24 protein-coding genes are annotated in these 23,073 nt (G+C 67.7%); 9 read left to right on the top strand and 15 right to left on the bottom strand.

Annotated features, from left to right (window positions below; all coding sequences use genetic code 11):
• Positions 1-29: 29 nt before the first annotated feature.
• Genes FJV46_RS02885 through FJV46_RS02875 form a run of 3 tightly spaced genes read right to left on the bottom strand, consistent with a single transcriptional unit; the run spans position 30 to position 3,813 of the window.
• Positions 30-704 (bottom strand): response regulator, encoded by a 675-nt coding sequence (locus FJV46_RS02885; RefSeq protein ID WP_087030218.1) that lies wholly within the window; start codon positions 702-704, stop codon positions 30-32.
• Positions 701-2,356 carry a sensor histidine kinase gene (locus FJV46_RS02880; protein WP_087030221.1) on the bottom strand — a complete coding sequence of 552 codons (1,656 nt, stop codon included), beginning with the start codon at positions 2,354-2,356 and terminating at the stop codon, positions 701-703. The genes FJV46_RS02885 and FJV46_RS02880 overlap by 4 nt, the downstream gene beginning before the upstream one ends.
• Positions 2,356-3,813: a glycosyltransferase 87 family protein gene (locus FJV46_RS02875; RefSeq protein ID WP_158250104.1), complete on the bottom strand. Its 1,458-nt coding sequence runs from the start codon at positions 3,811-3,813 to the stop codon at positions 2,356-2,358. The genes FJV46_RS02880 and FJV46_RS02875 overlap by 1 nt, the downstream gene beginning before the upstream one ends.
• 146 nt (positions 3,814-3,959) lie before the next feature.
• On the opposite strand from FJV46_RS02875, the gene FJV46_RS02870 reads away from it, so the two are divergent.
• Together FJV46_RS02870 and FJV46_RS02865 are read left to right on the top strand one after the other, a co-directional pair.
• The gene (locus FJV46_RS02870) at positions 3,960-5,177 is read left to right on the top strand and encodes an amidohydrolase (RefSeq protein ID WP_087030228.1); all 1,218 of its coding nucleotides are present in this window, start codon (positions 3,960-3,962) and stop codon (positions 5,175-5,177) included.
• A gap of 10 nt (positions 5,178-5,187) precedes the next feature.
• Positions 5,188-5,604, top strand: a complete 417-nt coding sequence (locus tag FJV46_RS02865) for a hypothetical protein (RefSeq protein WP_087030230.1) — start codon at positions 5,188-5,190, stop codon at positions 5,602-5,604.
• Between the two features lie 293 nt (positions 5,605-5,897).
• Here FJV46_RS02865 and FJV46_RS02860 read toward each other — a convergent pair whose 3' ends face one another.
• Positions 5,898-7,061 (bottom strand): cystathionine gamma-synthase, encoded by a 1,164-nt coding sequence (locus FJV46_RS02860; RefSeq protein WP_087030233.1) that lies wholly within the window; start codon positions 7,059-7,061, stop codon positions 5,898-5,900.
• A gap of 22 nt (positions 7,062-7,083) precedes the next feature.
• Complete coding sequence (locus tag FJV46_RS02855) at positions 7,084-8,460, bottom strand: cystathionine beta-synthase (protein ID WP_087030236.1); 1,377 nt, start codon at positions 8,458-8,460, stop codon at positions 7,084-7,086.
• Positions 8,461-8,589: 129 nt separating this feature from the next.
• On the opposite strand from FJV46_RS02855, the gene FJV46_RS02850 reads away from it, so the two are divergent.
• The 4 genes from FJV46_RS02850 (at position 8,590) to FJV46_RS02835 (ending at position 12,256) form a co-directional block, all read left to right on the top strand.
• The gene (locus tag FJV46_RS02850; RefSeq protein WP_087030238.1) at positions 8,590-9,747 is read left to right on the top strand and encodes an SLC13 family permease; all 1,158 of its coding nucleotides are present in this window, start codon (positions 8,590-8,592) and stop codon (positions 9,745-9,747) included.
• Positions 9,748-9,793: 46 nt separating this feature from the next.
• Entirely contained in the window at positions 9,794-10,870 is a 1,077-nt protein-coding gene (locus FJV46_RS02845) for a tartrate dehydrogenase (RefSeq protein ID WP_087030241.1), read from the top strand.
• A 58-nt stretch (positions 10,871-10,928) separates the two neighbouring features.
• Positions 10,929-11,903: a DNA-3-methyladenine glycosylase family protein gene (locus FJV46_RS02840; protein WP_087030245.1), complete on the top strand. Its 975-nt coding sequence runs from the start codon at positions 10,929-10,931 to the stop codon at positions 11,901-11,903.
• A gap of 62 nt (positions 11,904-11,965) precedes the next feature.
• The gene (locus tag FJV46_RS02835) at positions 11,966-12,256 is read left to right on the top strand and encodes a putative quinol monooxygenase (RefSeq protein ID WP_087030247.1); all 291 of its coding nucleotides are present in this window, start codon (positions 11,966-11,968) and stop codon (positions 12,254-12,256) included.
• An 87-nt stretch (positions 12,257-12,343) separates the two neighbouring features.
• On the opposite strand, the gene trxA is transcribed toward FJV46_RS02835, so the two are convergent.
• A complete protein-coding gene (gene trxA, locus FJV46_RS02830) occupies positions 12,344-12,730 on the bottom strand; it encodes a thioredoxin (RefSeq protein WP_087030250.1) in 387 nt (128 codons plus the stop codon).
• Positions 12,731-12,811: 81 nt separating this feature from the next.
• Between trxA and FJV46_RS02825 the strand changes: the two genes are divergently transcribed.
• The gene (locus FJV46_RS02825) at positions 12,812-13,246 is read left to right on the top strand and encodes a DUF1810 domain-containing protein (protein WP_087030252.1); all 435 of its coding nucleotides are present in this window, start codon (positions 12,812-12,814) and stop codon (positions 13,244-13,246) included.
• Between the two features lie 32 nt (positions 13,247-13,278).
• Here the strand turns inward: FJV46_RS02825 and FJV46_RS02820 are convergent, their stop codons facing one another.
• Together FJV46_RS02820 and FJV46_RS02815 are read right to left on the bottom strand one after the other, a co-directional pair.
• Positions 13,279-14,490 carry an MFS transporter gene (locus tag FJV46_RS02820; protein ID WP_232008469.1) on the bottom strand — a complete coding sequence of 404 codons (1,212 nt, stop codon included), beginning with the start codon at positions 14,488-14,490 and terminating at the stop codon, positions 13,279-13,281.
• Between the two features lie 87 nt (positions 14,491-14,577).
• Positions 14,578-15,015: a MarR family winged helix-turn-helix transcriptional regulator gene (locus tag FJV46_RS02815; RefSeq protein ID WP_232008471.1), complete on the bottom strand. Its 438-nt coding sequence runs from the start codon at positions 15,013-15,015 to the stop codon at positions 14,578-14,580.
• Positions 15,016-15,111: 96 nt separating this feature from the next.
• Between FJV46_RS02815 and FJV46_RS02810 the strand changes: the two genes are divergently transcribed.
• A complete protein-coding gene (locus tag FJV46_RS02810) occupies positions 15,112-15,588 on the top strand; it encodes a DUF6314 family protein (protein WP_104150490.1) in 477 nt (158 codons plus the stop codon).
• A 40-nt stretch (positions 15,589-15,628) separates the two neighbouring features.
• Here the strand turns inward: FJV46_RS02810 and FJV46_RS02805 are convergent, their stop codons facing one another.
• Complete coding sequence (locus FJV46_RS02805) at positions 15,629-16,654, bottom strand: acyltransferase family protein (protein WP_158250103.1); 1,026 nt, start codon at positions 16,652-16,654, stop codon at positions 15,629-15,631.
• 175 nt (positions 16,655-16,829) lie between these two features.
• Here FJV46_RS02805 and FJV46_RS02800 point away from each other — a divergent pair, with 175 nt between their 5' ends.
• The gene (locus FJV46_RS02800) at positions 16,830-17,885 is read left to right on the top strand and encodes an acyltransferase family protein (protein ID WP_158250102.1); all 1,056 of its coding nucleotides are present in this window, start codon (positions 16,830-16,832) and stop codon (positions 17,883-17,885) included.
• 13 nt (positions 17,886-17,898) lie between these two features.
• Here FJV46_RS02800 and FJV46_RS02795 read toward each other — a convergent pair whose 3' ends face one another.
• The 6 genes from FJV46_RS02795 to FJV46_RS02770 all read right to left on the bottom strand — a co-directional run.
• Positions 17,899-18,555 carry an HNH endonuclease family protein gene (locus tag FJV46_RS02795; RefSeq protein WP_087030263.1) on the bottom strand — a complete coding sequence of 219 codons (657 nt, stop codon included), beginning with the start codon at positions 18,553-18,555 and terminating at the stop codon, positions 17,899-17,901.
• A 722-nt stretch (positions 18,556-19,277) separates the two neighbouring features.
• Positions 19,278-20,288 (bottom strand): hypothetical protein, encoded by a 1,011-nt coding sequence (locus FJV46_RS02790; RefSeq protein WP_126130634.1) that lies wholly within the window; start codon positions 20,286-20,288, stop codon positions 19,278-19,280.
• A complete protein-coding gene (locus FJV46_RS15380) occupies positions 20,278-20,781 on the bottom strand; it encodes an ImmA/IrrE family metallo-endopeptidase (RefSeq protein ID WP_197715695.1) in 504 nt (167 codons plus the stop codon). The genes FJV46_RS02790 and FJV46_RS15380 overlap by 11 nt, the downstream gene beginning before the upstream one ends.
• 128 nt (positions 20,782-20,909) lie before the next feature.
• Positions 20,910-22,067, bottom strand: coding sequence for a phage major capsid protein (locus tag FJV46_RS02780; RefSeq protein ID WP_087030266.1), 1,158 nt, complete (start codon positions 22,065-22,067; stop codon positions 20,910-20,912).
• A gap of 219 nt (positions 22,068-22,286) precedes the next feature.
• Positions 22,287-22,556 carry a hypothetical protein gene (locus tag FJV46_RS02775; protein ID WP_087030269.1) on the bottom strand — a complete coding sequence of 90 codons (270 nt, stop codon included), beginning with the start codon at positions 22,554-22,556 and terminating at the stop codon, positions 22,287-22,289.
• Between the two features lie 385 nt (positions 22,557-22,941).
• Positions 22,942-23,073: integrase core domain-containing protein (locus tag FJV46_RS02770; RefSeq protein ID WP_140995570.1), on the bottom strand; the 132-nt coding region annotated here is incomplete at its 5' end.

Here is a 23,073-nt window from a genome sequence, read left to right as displayed (position 1 = left end):
ATCCTAGGCGTGCTGCAGCATGACCGGCGTCAGGGCTCGAACCTGTAGCCCATGCCGCTCTCGGTGACTAAGTAGCGGGGGGCGCCCGGGTCCGGTTCGAGCTTCTTGCGCAGCTGCGCCATGTACACGCGGAGGTACTGCACGTCCTTCGCGTAGGCAGGCCCCCAGACATCGAGCAGGAGCTGCTGCTGGGAGACGAGCTTCCCCGGGTGCGCGATCAGCCGGTCCACGATCTTCCATTCCGTCGGGGTGAGGCGGATGTCCCTGCCGTCCTTCACGACACGACGGGCGCCGGCGTCCAGGGTGAAGTCCGGCGTTTCCACGACCGGCGCGTCCGCCTCGACGGCAGCCCGCCGCGCCGCGGCCCGCAGCCGCGCGAGCAACTCGTCGAGCCCGAAGGGCTTGGTCACGAAGTCGTCCGCCCCTGCGTCCAGCGCATCCACCTTGTCCTGTGAGCCGTGGCGCGCCGACAGCACGATGATGTGGACCTGGGACCAGCCCCGGATCCTCCGGATGACGTCCACGCCGTCCAGGTCCGGCAGGCCGAGGTCCAGCACGATGATGTCGGGGTGGTGCTCGGATACGGCGGCGAGCGCGGTCTCGCCGTCCACCGCCGTCGCGCACTGGTAGCCGTGGGCGCGGAGGTTGATCTCGAGGGCGCGGAGGAGCTGCGGTTCGTCGTCGACCACCAGCACGCGCGTCACAGGTCCACCGCGCCGGTCGAGAGCGGGAGCCGGATCACGAGGGTCAGCCCGCCGCCGGGTGTCTGCTCGGCGTCGAGCACTCCGCCCATCACCTCCGTGAAGCCCTTGGCGACCGCGAGGCCGAGGCCCACACCCGCACCGGACGGTGCGTCGTCGAGGCGCTGGAACGGACGGAACATGGCCTCGACCTCGTCACGAGAGACTCCCCGCCCGTGGTCGACGACGCGCAGTTCGCTCGCCGGGTGACCGTTGATGAGGGCCCTGCCCGTACCGCCCACGGACGCCGTCACCTCGATCGCGGCGTCCGGCGCGTACTTGACGGCGTTCTCGACGATATTCGCGATCACCCGCTCCAGCAGCCCGGGATCCGCCTCGATCGCCGGGAGATTGGGTGGGATGGCGACACGCACGCGGTCCTCCGGGACGTTGGCGAGCGCGGGCCCGACGGCGTCGCCCCACCGCAGCGGCGTGCTGTGCACGGCGACGGCGTCACCCGAGATCCGCGACATGTCGAGCAGGTTGTTCACGAGGGCGTCCAGACGGTCGGAGTAGTCCTCGATCGTTTCGAGAAGCTCGTCCTCATCCTCCGGGGAGAAGGTGATATCGGGCTGGCGCAGGCTGCTGACCGCGAGTTTGATGCCGGCCAGAGGCGTCCGGAGGTCATGGGAGACGGATCTCAGGATCGCCGTGCGCATGACGTTTCCCTCGAGGAGGCGCCGGTTGGCACGCGTGCTCGCCAGGAGCTCCTGGCGTTGCAGCATGGAGCGGAGCTGGGCAGCGAACGCCCGCAGCAGGCTCCGCTCGCGCGTGGACAACGCCGTGCCGAACAGGGCGAGGAAGAAGTCGCCGTCCACCTGCTCCACCGCCGTCGCCCGACTGATCGTCCACGGATCGGCGCCGGAGGGTGCCCCCTTCCCGGTGCCGCCGTCGGGAGCCGGGCCGCGTACGGCCAGCGCCGTCCGTTCGACGTTGCGCCCGGGGCCCGCGGCGTCGGTCGCGGCCGTGGCGTCCGTCGCGGCCGTGGCGTCCGTCGCGGCCGTGGGGTGCGTCGCGGCCGCGGGGTCAGCAGGGGGCGTCGCGGCCGCGGGGTCCTCGAGGGCTGTCGTGTCCGCCGCATCCGGGGCCCGGGCGGTCGTCCCGGCGGCTTGCCGGAACAGCGCGACGGCGTCCGCGTCGAACTGCGTCTGCACATGCCGCAGGAATCCCAGCAGGGTGTCCTCCTCGGCCAGTGCGCCGCGCGCCAGCTCACCGAGCAGAACCGCCTCCTGCTGCGCCATCACCGCTTCCCTCGACCGCTGTGCGGACAGCCCGACGACGAGGGACACGGTCACCGCCACCGCGATGAAGATCAGCACCGTCGCAACGTTCTCCGCCTCGGAGATCTCGAGGGACCCGAACGGCTCGGTCGACGTGTAGTTGAGGATGATGCTGCTCCACAGCGCCGCCAGCAGCGCGGGCCAGAGCCCTCCGATCAGGGCGGCCGCGATGACCCCTGCGATCTGGAAGAGGACGTCCACGGCAAGAAGCGAACCGCCGACCGAGAACACTGCCAGTTCGAGCAGCGGGGGCAGCAGGAGTGCCACGACGCAGCCGGTTGCGACCCGCACGCGGCCGACCGGCGCCACGAGGGTCCGCCGCGACGCTGGACGCATCAGGTCTGCCGGGGGCCGGGGTCGGCGTCGTCGTTCATCGGCGCCCGTCCCGAGGCCGGACTGCCCGCGGGTGCGTGGACGCCGGGACGGCTCACCTCGTCGGGTGCATCGGTGGCGACGTCGTCCGCCGAACCGCCGCGGACATCCGTGCTCCTGGCAGCGGACGGTCCTCCCATCGCCGTCGCGGGCGCTTCAGTTCCTGCCCCGGGTGCTTCCGTCCCGCCCGCGTGCGCGAGTGCGCGGGAGAGCAGCACCCAGAAGGCAGTGACGGCGAGCGCGCAGAGCACGCCCGCGCTCGAGGCCACCAGCCAGCCGGTGGTCAACTGCGAGTTGAGGTCCTCGGCGCCGAGGAGCAGGCCGATGGTCTTGGGCGAGTAGACGAAGACGACCAGCGTCACGACGAAGAGCACCATGGCTGCACGCCGGTACGTCGTGAGCGCCGGCGGGAGGACCGCGGCCTGCCCCGCGAGGACCGCGAGGACGACGACGATCCAGACCCAGTGGTGGGACCACGAGATCGGGGAGATCAGCAGCATGAGCAGCGCGGTCATCGCCATCGGCAGGAAGCGGTCACCGCGCTGCTGCGCCGTCCGGATGATGTAGGTCGCCGCTGCAACGAGCAGGAGGGAGACGATCAACCAGGGGATGGTGGAGGGGAAGTCGGGGCCCATGACGTGCAGGATGGCGCCGCGGACGGAGAGGTTGTCCACATAACCCTCGCCGCCGATGCGGCCGGTGTCGCGGAGCATCTGCAGCCAGTACGTGGCGGACTCCGACGGCAGGAAGATGAAGCCGAGCGCGATCGTCCCTAAGAAGCCCGCCGCCATGGTGAACAGTTGCTTCCACTCGCCCCGCACGAGGAAGTACAGGCCGAACACGAGCGGCGTCAGCTTCACCCCGGCGGCGATCCCGGTCAGCAGGCCCGTGGGTACCCGGCGGTGCGGCCCGGAGAGCAGGTCGGCGGCGATCATCGCGAACAGGAGGATGTTGACCTGGGAGAAGGCCATCGTCTCGCGCCACGGCCCCAGCAGGCATACGAGCCCGGTCCCGACGATGGCGAGGGGCAGCGCGGAGGGGTGCGTGAGGACGCCGCGCAGGGACCGGAAGCCGCCGAGGTAGCGCGTGATGACCAGGGACGTCACGGCGGCGATGACCACCGAGAGGCCGACGAAGAGCATGGCGCCGGTCTCGGCACTCACGAGGGTCAGGGCCGTGAATGTGAGCGCGGCGAACGGCGGGTAGGTGAACAGGAGCGAGCCCTCGCCCTCTCCGAACAATCGCGTGTAGAGCGAGCCGTCGCCGTCGACCACGGACTGTCCGCCCATCCGGTACACGCGGTAGTCGAGTCCGATGAAGTCGGCCCATGCGAACGCCCACACCACGAGAGCGGCGGCGACAATCACCGCGGCGACGATGCCGGCCGCCCGCGCCGCTGCCGGGGTACTGCGCTCGCTCATGCTCGCCTTTCGAAGAACCGTGGGTGGAGCCGGACCCGTGGATTCCCGGGCACGGCTCGTCCAGTGTAGGCACGGCCCCTCGCATGCCGCGTCCATGCCGCTAGGGTGGAAATCACCCCCTCCCCGTGCGAAAGGTCCATCCACCGATGTCCTCCACCAGCGGCACGTCCGCCTCCGCTCCAGCCGGCAGCCCCATCACCGCCATCACCAACGCGCATGTCGTCCCGATCGACGGCGATCCGTTCGATGGCACCGTCGTCGTCGAGGGCGGTCGCATCGCTGCTCTCGGGGCCTCGGTCTCCGTGCCCGACGGCGCGACCGTGGTCGACGCGGGCGGGAAGTGGCTGCTGCCCGGCTTCGTCGACGCGCATGTACACCTCGGCACGCACGAGGAGGGTGAGGGCGCCGCCGGTGATGACACCAACGAGATGACGGACCCGAACACCGCCGGTGTCCGCGCGATCGACGCCATCAACCCCTACGACCCCGGGTTCGACGACGCGCTCGCGGGCGGCGTGACCACGGTGAACGTCAACCCCGGCTCGGGCAACCCCATCGGCGGGCTCGCCGTCGCCATCCACACGCACGGACGCTATCTCGAGGAGATGGTGCTCCGCTCCCCCAGCGGCCTGAAGTCGGCGCTCGGCGAGAACCCGAAGCGCGTCTACGGGGGCAAGGGCAAGACGCCGTCGACGCGCCTCGGCACCGCGCTCGTGATCCGTGAGGCGTTCATGAAGGCGCAGAACTACATGGGCAAGGCCGACGAGAACGCCCGCGATCCGCACCTCGAAGCCCTCGCCATGGTGCTGCGCCGCGAGATCCCCTGGCGCCAGCACGCCCACCGCGCCGACGACATCGCGACCGCGATCCGCATCGCCGACGAGTTCGGGTACGACCTCGTGCTCGACCACGGCACCGAGGCACACCTGCTCGCGGACGTCCTCGCGGAACGCGGCACGCCCGTGCTGATCGGACCCCTGTTCACCACGAAGTCCAAGGTGGAACTGCGCGGCCGCTCGATCGCGAACCCCGGCAAGCTCGCGAAGGCCGGCGTCGAGATCTCGATCATCACCGACCATCCGGTCATCCCGATCAACTTCCTCGTGCACCAGGCCACGCTCGCCATCAAGGAGGGACTGGACCGCGAGACGGCCCTGCGCTCGATCACGATCAACCCCGCGAAGGTCCTCGGCCTCGCCGACCGACTGGGCTCGCTCGCCGTCGGGAAGGACGCGGACCTGGTGCTGTGGAGCGGCGATCCCCTCGACGTCATGCAGCGCGCCCTGCAGGTCTGGATCGGTGGCACGGAGGTCTACTCGTACGACACCGGGACGCACAGCGCCACCGTTGCCCCGCGCGTCTAGGCCGACGTCGGTGGCGACTCCCCTGCCGCCGCGGCCGTTCACGCTGCGCGCTGCGCTCATCCTGTGGCTCGTCATCTCGGTGCTCCTGGGCGTCGCGGCGGGGACCTTCATCACCTTTGCGACGCTGCAGGACTCCGACCGGGCCGGTTTCATCGGGCTCGGGACGCTGTTCGGAGCGCTCGCCATCCTGCAGCTGCTCCTCCTGCTGCCGCTTCGGCGGGGCAGGAGGAGCGCGCGTGAACTGCTCAGCACGGTCGGCATCATCGTCGGGGTCCCCATCCTCGTGCGGGGCACCCCGGGGCTGTCCCTCGTCGCGGGGGCCATGCTGGTCGCGGTCCTGCTCATGTGGCTGCCGCAGAGCAGCGACTACTTCCAGCTGACGCAGCCGAGGGCGAAGAAGCGGCTCCGGCTGCCCGGCTCCCGCTAGTCGGGCTCGGGGCCTCCTCTGCCGTCGTCGTTCTCGCGTCGCGGGTTCCTGGAGGCCCGCTGTCGCTGTCGGCCGCTTTCCTGAGTCCGTCCCGCGCAGCAGGGCGTCTACTGCGTCTTCGTGCTCGCGCTTCTGGCGCCCCAGGGCGTGTCGGCCTGCGACACGCCGGGTAGGACGCCGTTGCCGCCGGAAGCGCGCGCCCGACGCCGCAGCCCCGGCCCCGCACCCAGCCGCAGGACCCGGAAACGCGAAGGGCCCCTCCGAGCGGAGGGGCCCTTCAGCTGCGAACGGGGTCAGCGCAGTGCCGAGATGGCCTGCTCGAGGTCGCCGATCAGGTCTTCGAGGTCCTCGATGCCGACCGACAGCCGGATCAGGTTCTCGGGGACCGCGAGCTCGGTGCCCTTCACGGAGGCGTGGGTCATATCCGACGGGTAGTTCATCAGTGACTCGATGCCGCCCAGCGATTCCGCCAGGATGAACACCGTCGTGTTCTCGGCGACCTTCTTCGCTGCCTCGGCGCCACCTGTGAACGTCACGGAGATCATGCCGCCGAAGTCCTTCATCTGCGCGGCGGCGAGATCGTGGCCCGGGTGCTCGGGCAGGCCCGGGTAGTACACGCGCTCCACCTCGTCCTGCTCCTGCAGCCACCGGGCGATCGCCGTCGCGTTCGAGGAGTGGCGGTCCATGCGGACGCCCAGCGTCTTCAGGCCGCGCGTCGTCAGCCAGGCCTCCATCGGGGCGGACACCGCGCCGACGGCGAACTGCACGAAGCCGATCTTCTCGGCCAGCTCGTCGTCGTTCACGACGACGGCACCGCCGCTGGCGTCGGAGTGCCCGCCGATGTACTTGGTGGTGGAGTGCACGACGACGTCGGCGCCGAAGGTCAGCGGCTGCTGCAGGTACGGCGAGGCGAAGGTGTTGTCGACCACGAGCAGTGCCCCGGCGTCGTGCGCCAGCTGCGCCGTCACAGCGATGTCGGTGATCTTCATCATCGGGTTGGAGGGCGTCTCGACCCACACCATCTTCGTGTTGTTCGCCGCGATCGCGGCCTGCACGGCGCCGGGATCCGCCATGTCGACGGCGGAATTGGTGATGCCCCACTGCGACAGCACGCGGTCGATCAGGCGGTAGGTGCCGCCGTAGGCGTCGTTCCCGAGGACGATGTGGTCTCCGGGACGAAGCGCTCCACGGATGAGCGCGTCCTCTGCCGCAAGGCCGGAGGAGAAGCTGAAGGCGTGCTTGCCTCCTTCGAGTGCCGCGATCTGCACCTGGAGTGCATCCCTGGTGGGGTTGCCTCCGCGACCGTACTCGTAGCCGCCGCGCAGCTGGCCGATGCCGTCCTGCGCGAACGTGGTGGTCTGGTACAGCGGCGGGATCACCGCTCCCGTGATGGGATCGGGGGTCTGGCCGGCGTGGACGGCTCGGGTGTTGAAGCCCTGGGCGTCAGAGTGCGTCACGATGCTCCTACGGATTAGGGGTTTATTTGCTCATGTAGGTCAGCAAGTCGTGGCGCGTAAGAATTCCCACGGGCGACCCGACGAACGTGACCATCAGCGTGTCGTTGTCCTGCAGCCGGTCACGTGCCGTGCCGACGGACTCGAGCGAGCCGATCAGCGGCAGCCTCGCGTCCATGTGCTGGGAGATCGTGTCCGTCAGCTTCGCCTCGCCGTGGAAGATCTTCGCCGTCAGGGATCTCTCGTCGACGGACCCGAGGACCTCGCCCATCTTCACGGGCGGCTCCTGCGACAGGACAGGGATGCTGGAGACGCCGTACTCGTCCATGATCGAGATGACGTCGCGCACCGTCTCGGTGGGGTGCGTGTGAACGAGCTCCGGCAGGGAGCCGCTCTTGGAACGCAGCACCTCGCCCACGCTGGCGTCGTCGCCGCTGTCCATGAAGCCGTAGGACTTCATCCAGTCGTCGTTGAAGATCTTCCCGAGGTAGCCGCGGCCGCCGTCGGGCAGGAGGACCACGACGACGTCGTCCGCCGTCAGGTCCCTGGCCACGCGAAGTGCCGCGACAACAGCCATGCCGCAGGAGCCGCCGACGAGCAGGCCCTCCTCACGGGCGAGTCGCCGGGTCATCTCGAAGCTCTCCGCGTCGGTGACGGCGTGGATCTCGTCGGGGACGGTCGGATCGTAGGAGCCGGGCCACATGTCCTCGCCGACGCCCTCGACGAAGTAGGGGCGGCCCGTGCCGCCCGAGTAGATGGAGCCGTCAGGGTCCGCGCCGATGATGCGCACTGGTCCGCTTTCGCGGTCGGCGGAGACCTCCTTGAGGTACCGTCCGGTGCCGGTGATGGTGCCGCCGGTGCCGACGCCGGTGACGAAGTGGGTGAGCCTGCCGTCGGTGTCGTTCCAGATCTCAGGACCGGTGGTCTCGTAGTGGCTGAGGGGGCCGTTCTGGTTGGAGAACTGGTCCGGCTTGTAGGCGCCGGGGATCTCGCGGACGAGGCGGTCGGAGACGCCGTAGTAGGACTGCGGGCTGTCCGGAGCGACGGCGGTCGGGGTGACGACGACCTCGGCGCCATAGGCCTTCAGGACGTTGCGCTTGTCCTCGCCCACCTTGTCCGGCACCACGAAGACGCACTTGTAGCCGCGCTGCTGCGCGACGAGGGCGAGGCCCACCCCGGTGTTGCCGGAGGTCGGTTCGACGATGGTGCCGCCGGGCTTGATCTTCCCCTCGGCTTCGGCGGCGTCGATGATCTTGGCCGCGATGCGGTCCTTCACCGACCCGCCCGGGTTGAGGTACTCGACCTTGGCGAGGACGGTGGCTGCGATGCCCTCGGTGACCGAGTTGAGCTTGACCAGCGGGGTGTTGCCGATCAGATCGACGATGGAATTGGCGTACTTCATGGTTATAAAGTTACCGGCTGGCCGGCCCACCTCCGCGCCGCCGTTACGTCACGGGACGCGAGCAGGCGCACGACCCGGCGGTGCTCCCGGGGCCACATGCCATACTGACCGGCGGAATGGAGACCGCCTGTGAACGTTCGGAGTGCCTCCCGGGCGATCCTGCCGGGCCTGGCCGTGCTGTGTGTCCTGTCGGGGCTGCTGCCCGGTCCTGATCTCGCGGAGCTCTGGGCCCGGATCTGGCCGATCCTGCTGTTCGTGACGTCCATGACCGTGGTCACCGACCTGCTCTTCACCGCCGGGGTCTTCGAGCGCGTGATCGGTGCCTCCGCGCGCCTGGCGCGCGGCCGCACCTTCGCGCTGTGGCTCGTGACGGTTCTCCTCGCCGTCGTCTGTACGGTGTTCTTCTCGCTGGACACGACGGCGGTGCTCCTCACGCCGCTCGTGGTGCTCCTCGCCCGGCGCACCGGGCTGCCGCCGCTTCCCTTCGCCGTGACGATCGTGTGGCTCGCCAACACCGCCTCCCTGCTGCTGCCGGTGTCCAACCTCACCAATCTGCTGGTGCAGGAGCGCCTGGGTATCAGTCCGGTGGCCTTCGCGGGCCTCGTGTGGGCGCCGGCGATCGTCGGGATCGCGGTCCCGTGCGCCGTCGTGTTCCTGATCTTCCGGCGCCGGCTCACGGGGCGGTTCTCCCCTGCCCCCGCACGCCCCGTCGACGATCCCGTCCTGCTGCGAGCGGGTTATGTCGTGCTCGCCCTGCTCCTCCCGGCGCTCGTCAGCGGCGTCCCGGTGGCCCTGAGCGCCACCGTCGCCGCCGTCGCGCTGGTGTGCCTGTTCGCCGTACGACGGCGCAGCGCACTCACGCTGCGGCTGATACCGGCAAATCCCCTCCTGCTCGCTCTCAGTCTCTTCGTGCTCGTCACCGCGGCCCACGCACAGGGACTGGACGCATTCCTCGCCCCCGCCGCGGGACACGGCGAGGACGTCGGGAGCCTCCTGCAGCTCGCCCTCGCGGGTGCCGCCGGCGCCAACGCCGTCAACAACCTGCCCGCCTATCTAGCGCTCGAGCCGTCGGGGACGTCCCCGCTCCGGCTCGCCGCCCTGCTGATCGGCGTCAACCTGGGACCGTTGATCACTCCCTGGGGTTCCCTCGCCACGCTGCTCTGGGCCGAGCGGCTCCGGTCGCTGGGCATCACGATCCGCTGGGTGCCCTTCGCCCTGGCAGGACTGCTCGTCACCGCCCTGATGCTGCCGGCCGCCGTTGCCGTGCTGTCCTGGGCCGGTGGCTGAGCCTACGCTGGGATGATCAGCAGCCTGTCGACAAGGAGCACCAGCCATGCCCACCACCTATCGCATCGCGGTCATCGCCGGGGACGGCATCGGCAAGGAGGTGGTCCCGGAGGGCCTGCGTGCATTGCGGGCCGCCGCTGACCGGTACGGCTTCGAGGTGGACGCCGTGGAGTTCGGCTACGCCAGCGCGGAGTACTACCTCGAGCACGGGCAGATGCTGCCCGACGGTTGGTTCGAGGAACTGCGCGGGTTCGACGCCATCTTCTTCGGCGCGGTGGGCTGGCCCGACGTCGTCCCCGACCACGTGTCGTTGTGGGGCAGTCTCCTGCAGTTCCGCCGCCACTTCGACCAGTACGTGAATCTCCGGCCGGTCCGGCTGCTCCCGGGCATCACGAGCCCGCTCGCGGGCCGGGAACCGGGCGACGTCGACTTCTGGGTGGTCCGCGAGAACACCGAGGGCGAATACTCGAGCGTGGGCGGCAGGATGTTCGAGGGCACCAGCCGGGAGACCGTCATCCAGGACACCGTCATGACCCGCACCGGGGTGGACCGGATTCTGAAGTACGCCTTCGAGCTCGCGCAGAAGCGGGAGAAGAAGCACCTCACCTCCGCGACGAAGAGCAACGGCATCTCGATCACCATGCCCTACTGGGACGAGCGCGTGGAGGCCATGGCCGCGCACTACGACGGCGTCCGGGTGGACAAGTTCCACATCGACATCCTCTGCGCCAACTTCGTGCTGCACCCGGACTGGTTCGACGTCGTCGTGGCGAGCAATCTCTTCGGCGACATCCTCTCCGACCTCGGCCCCGCCTGCACCGGGACCATCGGGGTGGCTCCGAGCGGCAACATCAACCCGGACCGCACCTTCCCGAGCCTCTTCGAGCCGGTCCACGGATCGGCGCCGGATATCGCGGGCAAGGGCATCGCGAACCCCGTGGGTCAGATCTGGAGCGCATCGATGATGCTCGACCACCTCGGCGAGACCGAGGCCGCGGCCGGCATCCTCGCCGCGATCGAGTCGACGCTCGCGACCGGCGGTGACACCCTGACGCGCGATCTCGGCGGGACGGGGACGACGGCGTCACTCGGCGAGAGCATCGCGCGCACCATCGCGGGATAGGCCCGCCCGGCCCGCCGTGGCGCCCGGACCAGCGGTGTGACCGTGGCACGATGGACGCATGAGCATCGCCCCCGCCGTCGTCCCGTCGGACGCGCACACGACGGAGTGGGTGCCGGCCGGCCCCTACGACCTCGCGCGGACCATCGGCACGCTGCAGTGCGGGGCGCACGACCCGAGCTTCCTCGTCCAGGGGCCCGATCATTGGCTGGCCTTCCGCACCGTGGAGGGCCCCGTCACCCTGTTGCTCCGACAGCGCGGTTCCCTCACCGAGAGCCGCGTCCGGGCGACGGCGTGGGGTCCCGGAGCGGTCCCGGCCCTCGCCGCCCTGCCCCGGCTGCTCGGAGCCGACGACGACTGGAGTGCGTTCGACACCGCGGACTTCCGCGCGACCCTCCCGGAGCTGGCTCGGAAGGGCAGATACCTGAACCCGGGCCTGCGCCTGCCGGCATCGGGCCGCATGCTCGACACCGTGGCCCGGGTCATCCTCGAGCAGAAGGTCACCGGGATCGAGGCCAAGCGCGCGTGGCGCTACCTGCTCACGAGATACGGTGACGCAGCGCCCGGAGCGGGCGAGGTGGCACCTGCCGGGCTGCGGCTCCCGCCCACCGCCGGGCAGTGGCGCCGGGTCCCGTCCTGGGACTGGCACAAGGCCGGGGTGGATTCCAAGCGGTCCTCGACCATTCTCCGGTGCGCCCTGGTGGCGAGCGGCCTCGAGCGCCTCGCCGCGCTCCCCGGGGGCGACGCCGTCCGCTCAGGGCTGCGGTCCGTTCCGGGGATCGGCGTGTGGACCGTTGCGGAAGTGGTGCAACGGACGCACGGCTGCCCCGACTCCATCTCCGTGGGTGACTATCATCTCGCCGCGTACGTCGGTGCGGCGCTCACAGGCCGCAGGACGGACGACGCGGGGATGATCGAACTCCTGAAGCCGTGGCAGGGGCAGCGGCAGCGCGTGGTCCGGTCGCTGTACTCGAGCGGCTTCAGGAAGCCGACGTTCGGCCCGCGCCTCTCACCCGAGGACCACCGCAGCCGGTAGCGGCTGCCATGGGGCGAGGCGCGGATGCGCGGCGCACCCGTGCCGCCGCTAGGGTGGGAAGCATGAGCCGACCCGTAGACGTCACCGCAGTATTCACCCCGCTCGACGGCGAGTTCTTCCGTGTGAAACTCGCCCTCGATATCGCCATCGAACAGGTGGTGCAGGAGCCGGGATGCATCCAGTACGAGATCACCGATGCGCAGGAGGACCGGATCACCCTGACCGAGCAGTGGGAGTCGACCGAACTCCTCGACGCGCACCTTCGCGGTGCCGCCGTCCAGGACCTCGGCGAGTCGCTGAGCGCCCTGCTGGCCAAGCCCGCCGAGGTGGTCCGCTCGGATCAGCAGACCTGAGGTCCGACTGCCTTCTGCCTGCCTTCCGATCAGAAGCAGAGAAACCCCGCACTCGAGGAGTGCGGGGTTTCGTCGTCTCTGTGGTTGCTACTCGCTGGGCGCGGTGCCGCCCGGCTCCTGCTGCTGGGCGATCTGCTCGTGCACGGCCTTCATGTCCAGGCTCTTGACGGCGTCGACCAGTTCGCCGAACTGGGAGGCGTTCAGGGCTCCGGGCTGTGAGAACACGAGTACCTTCTCGCGGAACGCCATGAGCGTGGGGATCGACGTGATGCCCGCGGCCGCGGCGAGGGACTGCTCGGCCTCGGTGTCCACCTTCGCGAAGGTGACATCCTCGTGCTGCTGCGACACGGAATCGTACACGGGCGCGAACTGCTTGCACGGTCCGCACCACTCGGCCCAGAAATCGACGAACACGATGTCGTTGCCCTCGATGGTTTCCGGGAAGCTTGCCTCGGTGATATTGATTGTCGACATCCTTCTAGGCTAGCGAGGGCCGCGGACTATGTCAGGCCTGTTCGCTACCGATGAAGATTCCCCACTCCCACGGAGGCCCGCATGACCACCGACCCCTACGACCTTGCCCGGTTCGTCGACGCGCAGGACGCCCACGGCACCTACGACCAGGCCCTCACCGAGCTACGCGCAGGCCACAAGACAGGGCACTGGATGTGGTTCGTCTTCCCGCAGATCGCCGGGCTGGGAAGCAGCCCCACCTCGCGCCGCTACGCCATCTCCTCGCTGGCCGAAGCGATCGACTACCTGGAGCACCCCGTCCTCGGCCCGCGGCTCCTCGAGTGTGTTCACGCTGTGCTCGCTGTGGAGGAGAACGACCCCGTTGCCGTCCTCGGAGGGATCGATGCCCGCAAATTGCAGTCGTCCATGACGCTCTTCGACCGTGCAGCGCCGCAGGAGCCGTGGTTCAGGGCCGTTCTCGACCGCTTCTACGACGGCAAGGAGGATTCGGCGACGACGTCGATCCTCGCTGAGTGACGCCGTCGTTCGCTGCAGGGTCCCTCCCGCCCCTACTCGCCGACCTCCGCAGCATGCGTCAGGGACGCCCTGCCGATGAAGACCACGGCGGCCGCTACGAGCACCATGACAGCCGCGACCGCGTAGGTGGTCTGCGGGTTGTAGAGCTCGGCCAGCGTCGTCGCAGCGAAGGGAGCGAGTGCACCGCCCAGCCAGCGGACGAAGTTGTAGCCGGCCGACGCGACGGGGCGGGGCGCGTCCGAGACGCCCATGGCCAGCTCGGTGTAGAGCGTGTTGTTGACGCCGAGCAGGGCGCCCGAGACGATCACGAGCACGACGACGGCCGTCACCGAACGCTCGGCAGCGAGGGTCAGCCCCACGAGGACGAGCGCGAGGGCACCGAGTGTCAGGAGCAGGACGCGCGTGGTGCCGAGCCGCCGCTGCAGCAGGGGTGCCACCAGGACCGAGAAGACGGCGACCATGAGACCCCAGCCGAAGAACACCGCCCCGATCCCGTAGGCGTCCATGCCCAGGACGAACGGGGTGAACGCGAGGATGGTGAAGAAGCCGTGGTTGTAGAACAGGGCGCTGGACGCCGTGGTCCGCAGGCCGCGGTGGCCGAGGGCGCGGAGAGGGTCACGCAGCGAGGTCTTCGTGGCGGGAGCAGGCGTCGCCGGCAGCAGGATGGTGAGCGCGATGAAGGCCGCGGCCATCAGGGCCGCCGTACCGAAGAACGGCGCACGCCACTGCCACCCGCCGAGGAGGGCACCGAGCAGCGGACCGAGCGAGATGCCGAGGCCGAGCGCGGCCTCGTACAGGATGATCGCCGTCGCCGTTCCACCGCTGGCGACGCCCAGGATCACGGCGAGCGCCGTCGCCACGAACAGGGCGTTGCCGAGCCCCCATCCGGCGCGGAAACCGACGAGGGTGGCGACGTCGCCCGACAGTCCGGCGAGCGAGGCGAACACGACGATCAGGCCGAGCCCCAGCAGCAGCGTCTTCTTCCCGCCGACGCGGGACGAGATGACACCCGTGACCAGCATGGCGACCGCCGTCACGAGGAAGTAGCTCGTGAACAGGAGCGACACCTGGCTGGGCGAGGCGTCGAGGTTCTCGGCGATGGCGGGGAGGATCGGATCCACGAGCCCGATGCCCATGAAGGCGAAGACGGCGGCGAGGGCCGTCGCCCAGACGGCCTTCGGCTGGCGGAAGAAGGACTGCTTCTCCTCGCTCAGCACGGGGTCGGGGGTGGCATGCGTGGTCACGGCGGGTACTCCTCTGCGGTGGAGGTCGGGTCGCGCACGCGGCGTCCCTCAGGTCGGCGGCGCGCGATGTTGCTCAGATGATGTTGCTCAGACGACGTGGTTCAGCTTCTCGATGACCGGCAGCGCGGCGGCGAGCCGCGCGCGGTCGTCGTCGTCGAGCTGGGCCAGGAGGGTCGCGACGCGCTCGTTCCGGAGCCGGCTGGCGTCCTCCCAGGCCGACCGTCCCCGCTCCGTGAGCTGGACCAGAACCGCCCGGGAGTCGGTGGGGTCCTGCCCGCGGCTGACGAGCCCGGCCTGCTCGAGCTTGATGATCTGCTCCGTGGCGGACGGCACCCTGATCCCGAGGTTCGCCGCGACGCGACTCACCCGGATCGGTTGCTCGGCAGCCATGCTGAGCGTACTCATCTGCGTGGTGGTGATCTCGGCCTCGCCGTCCATCGAGCGGCTGAGATACACCGCGTGCCGCAGGGTGGTCCGGAAGGACTGCGCGAGGGCGAGCAGTTGAGGATCCGTCGAGGAGGTCATAGTTAGGTAGCCTAACATTACGTCGGCGCGAATGATAATCGGCGCCTGCCCGCGTCGCGGGTTAGCGTGGCAGGTGCCGACCACGGAGGGGAATCCATGAACGACGCCGCACGTCACGGCATCACCGACCCGCTGGGCTTCCTCGCCGGCTCCTGGACCGCGCAGCGGCGTCTGCTGGATCGGGCCGCCGGTGTCGCCGGAACATTCGCGGGGACCACCACCTTCACTCCCGATCACGAGGAAGGCCTGCAGTGGGCCGAGCAGGGCACTGTGCGGTGGCCGTCCTTCGAGGGACCGGCGTCGCGCTCCTACCGGGTTCTGAGGACTACCGGGGCGGCCATCGAGGTGCGGTTCGAGGACGGGCGGGTGCTCTGCTGCCTGGATCTCACGACCGGAGGAGCCCGCGACGAGCACGCGTGCGACCCGGACACCTACCGGGTGGATTTCGCCGTCCGGAGCAGTGATCGCATCGAGTACTGCTGGGACGTGACGGGACCCGCCAAGGACTTCCTGCTCACCACAACGCTGACCCGGGTGAGGACACGGGCAAAGGTGGGTCCGCACAGCCTGTAGCACCACGCCTGGGAGTCCTCGGACGTCCGACGACCGGAGGTCAGGCCCTCGACCGGCGGAACCGGGACCGGCGTACCCGGTCCCGCGGCCGCCGCTTCAGCGCGGGCAGTTCGAACAGCAGGTTGACGGACGCGTGCTTCCTCGTCGAGTAGACCCAGGCCAGCCCGAGCGGGATCCCGACCCCGACGAGCAGGAGCACCGGCAGGAGGTACCACGCCTCCGTCAACCCGACGGCGTCGGCGAGTGCGAGCCCGATCATGATCGGGCCGAGATGCGCCACGTAGAAGACGATCGAGTATCGTCCGACGAACTCCAGCGCCGCCGTCACCCGGTTCTCCGCCAGTCGCGGGAATGCCCAGCAGAGCACGGCGAGCCCGCCGGCGACGCCCCACACGTATTCAGCCCGGTACAGCACCTCCTGGCCCCCCAGGTTGAGTACGCCCACGGCAGCGGCTGCTCCCGCGCCCAGCACGACGACCCATGGCCGGGTGAGCACCCGGGCCGTGCGCTGCGGGTTCGCGGCGCACCAGGCGCCGAAGAAGAAGAAGGCGGCGAGGAAGGCCATCGTCTCCGGACGGCTCGCGTCCGGGAGGATGAAGGAGATCGCGAGTCCGACGGCGGCGACGGCCAGCGGCGGTACGCGCTGCAGGGGGTAGGCGATCACGTAGAAGACGAGGATGAACCACAGGTACCAGAGGTAGGTCGGCGAGAGGTAGAGGATTTGGATCACAGACGCGGGCGTGAGATCCCCACTCGCAGCGAGGATGATGACGGACCAGAGCAGGTAGGGCCACGCCACCATCGAGGCCTTCCCGGCGAAGTACTCCCGCCCCGGCTTCGCGACGGACTTCGGGAGCAGCATCCCGGACAGGAACATGAGGACCGGCATACGGAACGGTTCGAGGAACAGGTTGACCCCATCGACCGCCGGCGTCGGCCCGACGGCGACCCGCACGGCCTCGCCGGCATGGAGCACGACGACGAGAAGGATGGCGACGCCGCGCAGGCTGTCGAGCCACCCGATGCGTGTCTCCGTGCTGGTGGTGATCCTGCCCTCCCCTGACATTCCACATCCACTGTAGGCAGGTGCACCGACACTTCGTCGACGAGGATCTGGGCGGGGGTCGACTCGGCCGGACCGCGCCGACACTGTACCCTGCGGTCGGCCGGGAGATCCCCGAAGCGGGTCGCGCAGGACCGACTTACCCTTGGAGCAGAGATACCGACCGCGGAGGAAACGCTTGGCTACCCTCGACAGACCAGCGCAGACGGGCGCAGCCACCCGCTCCGGCGCCATCGACGCCCTTCGAGTGGTCGCGGTGGTCGGAATCGTCGCGGGCCACGTCTGGTCCGGCCCCCTCGTGGATGCGTGGCTCTACACCTGGCACGTGCCGGCTTTCTTCCTGCTCTCCGGATACCTGTGGAAGACGCGTGAACCCGGGGCCCGCGGGGCAGTCAGGGCGGAGGCCGGGAAGCGGCTGCGGACCATCATGGTCCCCTACGCCGCCTGGCTGGCGGTGACCCTGCTGATCCACGTCGTCATGCTGAACGTCCGCGATCAGTTCCAGCCGGAGGCGGTGATCCTGCCGGTGGTCGGTGGCTCCCTCAACGCAGGACCGTTCGGTGCCTACTGGTTCATGCCGGCCCTGTTCCTCTCGGCCGTCGCCTTCCGGGCGCTGGAAGTGGTGCCCCTTGCCCTGCGGATCACGACCATCATCGCGATCACGGCCACCCTCTATCCGGTGGGCCAGGACCTCGCGCTGCTTCCCCTGTCCGTCGGAGTCTCCGGCGGGGCCCTGATCTTCATGCTGGCAGGGCAGGGGCTGCGCCACATACGTGCCAGGGTGAGGTGGCCCATACGCGTCGGAGCCCTGTGTCTCCTGACGGGCCTGGTACCCACGCTCATCGGACGGCCCGCTTCCCTGGACATCAAGTACGGCGAGTTCGGTACCCCCGTCCTCGGCATCGTCGCTGCCGTCCTGATCTCCTCCGGTCTGCTGCTGATCCTCGAGGGCGTGTTCACCCGTCTTCCGGCCGCGGTCCATGCGGTCTCCACGAGCCTCGCCGCCGGGTGCCTGATGGTGGTGCTGACACACACCTATGTTCTCTGGCTGCTCGAGATCCCGGAGGAGGAGCGACCCTTCTGGGTGCTCCTCCTCGCTCTCGCCGTACCCTGGGGAATCGCCCTCGTCCTCCACCGGACACCGCTCTCCCGCGTGCTCCTCGGAACACCGCGGGCCGGCAGGATCGGAGCGAGCCGGCCCTCGCCGTCACGCGCAGCCGGCAACCCGGCGTGACCCGCTCCTGCGATCAGGCTCTCGTGATGGTGAGCTGCATCGGTGCGCACTTGTCCGCGTAGCGGATCAGTGCGGCCTTCTCCTTCGTGTCCACGCTCATGCCCCAGCGGGCTTTCACGGTGGTCCACTGCGCCACGTACAGGCAGACGTTGGCCGGTGGGACCCAGGCCTCGGGCCCCTTGGCCTGCTTCTGCTGGTTCAGGAGGGTGGTCTGTGCGTTCAGCGTTCCCGAGTACCCGCGGTCGTTGTAGAAGGCGACGCGACGTGCCTGCGTCCACCTCCTGGCACCGGACCCCCATGCCTCCACCACCGGCACGGTGTGGTCGATCTGGACCGTTTTCGCTGACGTGTGGACACGATTGTCCCAGCTCGTGACCCAGCGACCGGTCGCGACGGTGCAGCGCTTCGCCGTCGTGAAGGTCGGAGTCACCCTGCTCTCCGTGATCAGCACCTCGGCCCGCGTAGCCTGGCAATCCTTGTCCTGATCGATCCAGTCGCCGAAATAGCGGTCGCGGTCGTATCCCGCGTTGTTCTGGGTCGCCACCGGCAGTGCGCGCACGGCGGCGCGGAGGTTCGTCGTGTAGGTGGCGCCTGCCTCCACCGGCGCTGCGATCGTCGTGACCAGGAGTCCTGCAAGAAGGGCCGAAACGAGCCCGTGTCTGATATTCATGTCATCCCCAGAATGATGTGCACCCCCTGCGGGCGCGGGTTCATCGTTCCACGCGCCCCACGATGCGGAGGGTTCGCGGGCCAAAGCTCAGCAGAAACTGAGCGAAAGAGCAGGGTGACCGGGCTGCAGTACCACGCATCCCCGCCACGGGTCGACAGCGTCCGCTCCCATGATGCTCCGAGGTGGCTGCCGTATAACTGGTTCTGGTCTCGTCAACGAGAGGTGAGAGGACTGGTATCAATGATGAACATCCTGCGCAGGGCCTCGATTGCCGTCAGAAGGATTACGAGACAGATGCGCTACGAATTCAAGGTGCTTGCCGGACCGGACGAGTTCGAATTCTGAGTCCGGGCCGCGTATGAGCCCCTCAGGGCTTGAACGCGAAAGGCCGGTACCTCCCCTAGTTCTAGCGGAGGTACCGGCCTTTCCTTGCTGTGGCAGATGAGGGATTCGAAACCTTTTGGCGGTGCAGGTCTGGATCAAAAACCTCGGAATTGCGCGGATCTTCATCACTAAAAATCCTCGTCAATCACCCGGCTTCCGGGTCAAATGTTGCCAAAATGTTGCCGAATAAAATCGAGCTGTAACTCTACTTGCGCGGTCCGTGATGCGTGGATCGACCCCTAGCTCGTGCGTACTGCGATCACAGCGCGTCTAGGTTGACCCGTCACGAGATTGACCCGCTAATCTGAGCGCCGTGGCGCTGTCATCACTCAATGCGTCTAACCAAGCGGGGTGTTAGCGGGTATCAAATCTTCGCCCGCTCGTAGGCTGACACGATCCACCGTTTCGGCGCCTTCGAGGGTGGGCTCGGAGTGATAGAGACCTGCCATGGCGTCTTCAGGTTCGACCTGAAAAGCTTCGTTTGTTGAATTCGGAAGGTACAGCGAAAACGGCCAATTTTCATCCGTGGCGCATGCATGGCAAACATCGATGATCTTTGACGCACTGATAGCGCTGCCATTCATTGCGGAAACAGCTTCATTCACCGCGTCTCTCGATTCTCGGTCAATGGCAAAAATGGGGTATTCCCTAGCTCGCCAAACGCCTTTCAAGACGTGTGCTCCGCGAAACACAAAATCCTTTGTCGTGTGAGTTTCGAATCCTACTTTTTGGCCCGCCGCCGAGTGAGCGGCCAAGCTGATAGCCCAAGCAACCTCAACCGAAAGCGTGAAGTATCTGCGGCTCGAATGTCCGAAGATTCGGAATCCAGTATCAACACTTGGGCCAAAATAGTCGTAAAGGTACTTTGTTGGCGCCCGCTGGCCGGACAGGGCCTTGGCGTTCTGATGAACTACCGGCTCGTCGGATTGGCCCTCCCCGGGGTCAATAGGCACTGTTGACTCACTGTCCGGCCCTGGGAAGGTAGCAATGAAGGCTCCTCCTTTGAGGGCTAGCTTCCGATCGATGAGAACCTGCTTTTCGTACTCATCGATGGCGCGAATCCAGACGCGGACCGCGCGACTGACCGCGGCTTCATCCCCGACGAGGACTTCGAAGATTAGTTCGTCGCCCACTGCCTTCCAGAGGCGGAAGGCAGTTTGCCCTCCGTCAATCTCAGCCTGTACCCGATTTGCCTCATGAATAAACTGGGGAAATTCCCAGTAGAAACTGAGGAAGATCTTCTGCCAGCCGGGCTCTGTTTGTTTGAAGTGTGTAGAGCCGACAAGATCGCAAGACACAAAAAGTTTGGATTTTGGAATGCTGTGTTTAGATGCCAATTTACAGTCCAAGCACCTGCGCTCGAACCTCTGCTGCTCGCGGAGATACTCCGAAGATCTGGCTCAAGGCCCACCAGTCCCGCCCACAGCGACTGAACGCCGCCTTGAAAAAGTCTTCCGGCATGAGAAGCGAGGCGGCAAAGACGTTAGCCTGCGTTTCGCCGCGATTACTTTCGCCGCGCCAAAAGCTTTTCGGCGTTGTCATTCCAGGTTGAAGATAGTGGAGAAAGTAGTGCCCCAGTTCGTGCGCAATCGTAAATCGGTCTCGACGATTAGAAGTCATCGGCGGAAGATGAACGAGGAAATCGCCCTGACCGTGAACCGTCAGTGCTTCCTGGGCGAAGAACGACTCCGATACATCGACGCGCCCGCCTAGAACCTCAACCAGGCGCGTGACGTCTGCCTGTCCTTCGTTGGAGTAGATCCCGTGGTGTCTTCCCACTCGCTCCGCATACTCGGAGATCCCGTGGTTGGATAACGGGGATTCCGTGAGCGTGCGTTCCACAACTGGCCCCTTTCCCTTAGGCACTCACTCTATGGCACCGCGCCGACGATACTAGGTGAGTTCAGTCTCTCGCGCGCACGAGTCGCGCGTGGGAGGCCAGTGTGCGGCTAACCTCCCACGCTGGTGACTCAAGCCACGGAAGATAGTTGGGCGACTGCGAATGATGCCGGCCGCGCGATCACGGGCACGAAGCGGCCCTCGACGCGTAGGACGGTCTGGTTCAGGTGGTCGAGCTTGAAGGGGTTCCACTGCAGACGGGTTCCGCCACGGTTTGCGAGCCCAATGGTGGAGGCGTCAAAAGCCCCGACGACTGCCCTCCCGACGCCTACGGACGGCGCGAGCTGCACCGGGACGCCCCAGAGGGACGGTTGGCCTGCTCTGGTGGGCGTGCCGTCCAGGAGGAAGCTCTGGTCAGTGATCTTCGTCGTTTCGATCTCCTCCCAGTCGTCCGGGTGGAGCACGATAGCGGTTGGCTGTGTGCCCTCGCTCTGGATGCGACCGACTGCTCGGCGCAGGGTCAGGAGCTTGTCCGTAACGAACGCCTGGACCTTCACGCCGGACAGGCCCAGGAGCCCGGTAACGGGTTCGCCGTTCTCGTCCGTGCCTCCGTTGAGGAGAAGGTCATCGAGGCCCAGAGCCATCCCATACAGCATCTCGAACTCGATGATCTGAGCGAACTTCCCGAAGGACTCGAGATACTGGTTCGGCACTTCGGCCAGGTGCGCGACGGTGGCGAAAGCGTCGGTGACGCCCTCAAACGAGAGCGACGAATTGGGCTTCTCCGCGCCGCGCGCGACCGTCGCGGCGGCGAGGGTGCGCCCGATCTGGCGGAGATAGGACACCCCGTCGCCATCCTCACCGTTGGCGGGGAAGATCGTCACCAGGTTGCTGAGGAGATAGTTCGACTGGGACATAGTGGCTACGCCCTGGTGCACGGGGACGGTGACGCTGCCACCTGTAGCTGTAACGGCCTTGAAGGAGCCGGTGCCGGCCTTCTCCTGGACCTCGGCCATGATGGACTTCGCGGATGTGCTCGACGCGCCTCCACCGAGGGAAACGGCCTTCGTGCCAGCCGAGTCTGTGCCGAGGTCGTCGGAGACCATCGACTTCAGTGCCTCGCGTGCGCCGTCCTCAGACTCGATGGCCTTGCTCAGTTCCTCGACCTCGGTCCGGATTGCCTGCGACCGGGTGACGTCCTCCGAGGCAAGCCCGCCGGTGCCGGCTGCTTTCTCCATGAGGGTCCGAGCCTCGGCCAGTAGTGCTTTACGACGATCTCGCTTGCTCATGACAAATCCTGTTCTGGCGACGCCGAAGGGGGCGTGCCGATAAGTGAAGGGTGCGTTGAGGAGTAGCCGGCGGAGTCAGTGGGCACCCATGCGATTAGGTGCGCGCTCTACGCGGAGCTATCCGTGTGAACGGCAGATCGGTTCGGCTAGCTCAGGCGGACTCCAGAGGCGGCGGGCCTCGGATGGAGTTAGAGCGCCGGCAGATCGGCTACGTTCAGATTAACAGCCCGCTGCGTCGTTTTCAGCGGTATCGAGCATTCTGATTACTCCCTGGAAGAACACGGACGGATCGGCGCCCTCCGGAAGCGCGTGCGCGATCATTCCGCTGAGCCCATAGAGCACGCCTGGGATCGATGCCGGGTCGTTGAGCAGCGATTGGATCATCTCGTGCGTTCCCGTGTCATCGCCTGCCAGTACGAGGCGGGCCAGTGCAACCGCGTCCCTTGCGGTGCTGAACTGGGTGGTCGTGGGGGTGGGGTCGGTGCTCATGGTCAGTCCTCTTTCGTGTGGTTGTGGGTGTCGCAGAGGTTGGTGGAGGGTGAGCCCTCGAAGATGGCGCCGCAGACGTCGCAGAGGCGGGTCCACGTTTGCGCCGGAGCGACGAGCCGGCGTCGCGCGCTCTGACAGCCTCGGCAGAACTGCGATACCGCGCGATGGCGCAGGGTCTTCCCGCAGCCTGCGCACGGCTGCTTCGGATGATGCTCGGCGCAGTACTTCGGCGCAGCTCCCCGTCGAGCCCTTACAGGCACGGTGGTCCCACAGACAGAGCAGGGTGCCGTCCGTGGTCCTGGCTCCGGCGTGGGCTGAGCCCGGGTCTGTTTCGCGGCTTCCTTGTGGCGCCGGCTACAAAACTTCGCGCGATCACTCATGCCCTCTAGCTGTACTGCCCAGGGAGGTTGGTTAGCCGGGTGATGGGTGGTTTGCCTCCGATGGCGGTGTGGGGCCTGTGGTGATTGTATTCGTGGAGCCAGCCCGGTAGTGCTGCCCGGCGGGCTGATTCGCTGGT

Source organism: Arthrobacter agilis (assembly GCF_006494655.1).
Taxonomy (GTDB): Bacteria; Actinomycetota; Actinomycetes; order Actinomycetales; family Micrococcaceae; genus Arthrobacter_D; species Arthrobacter_D agilis.
Note: the sequence above shows the minus strand (reverse complement) of the source record. Positions and strands in the feature narration are given on the sequence as shown.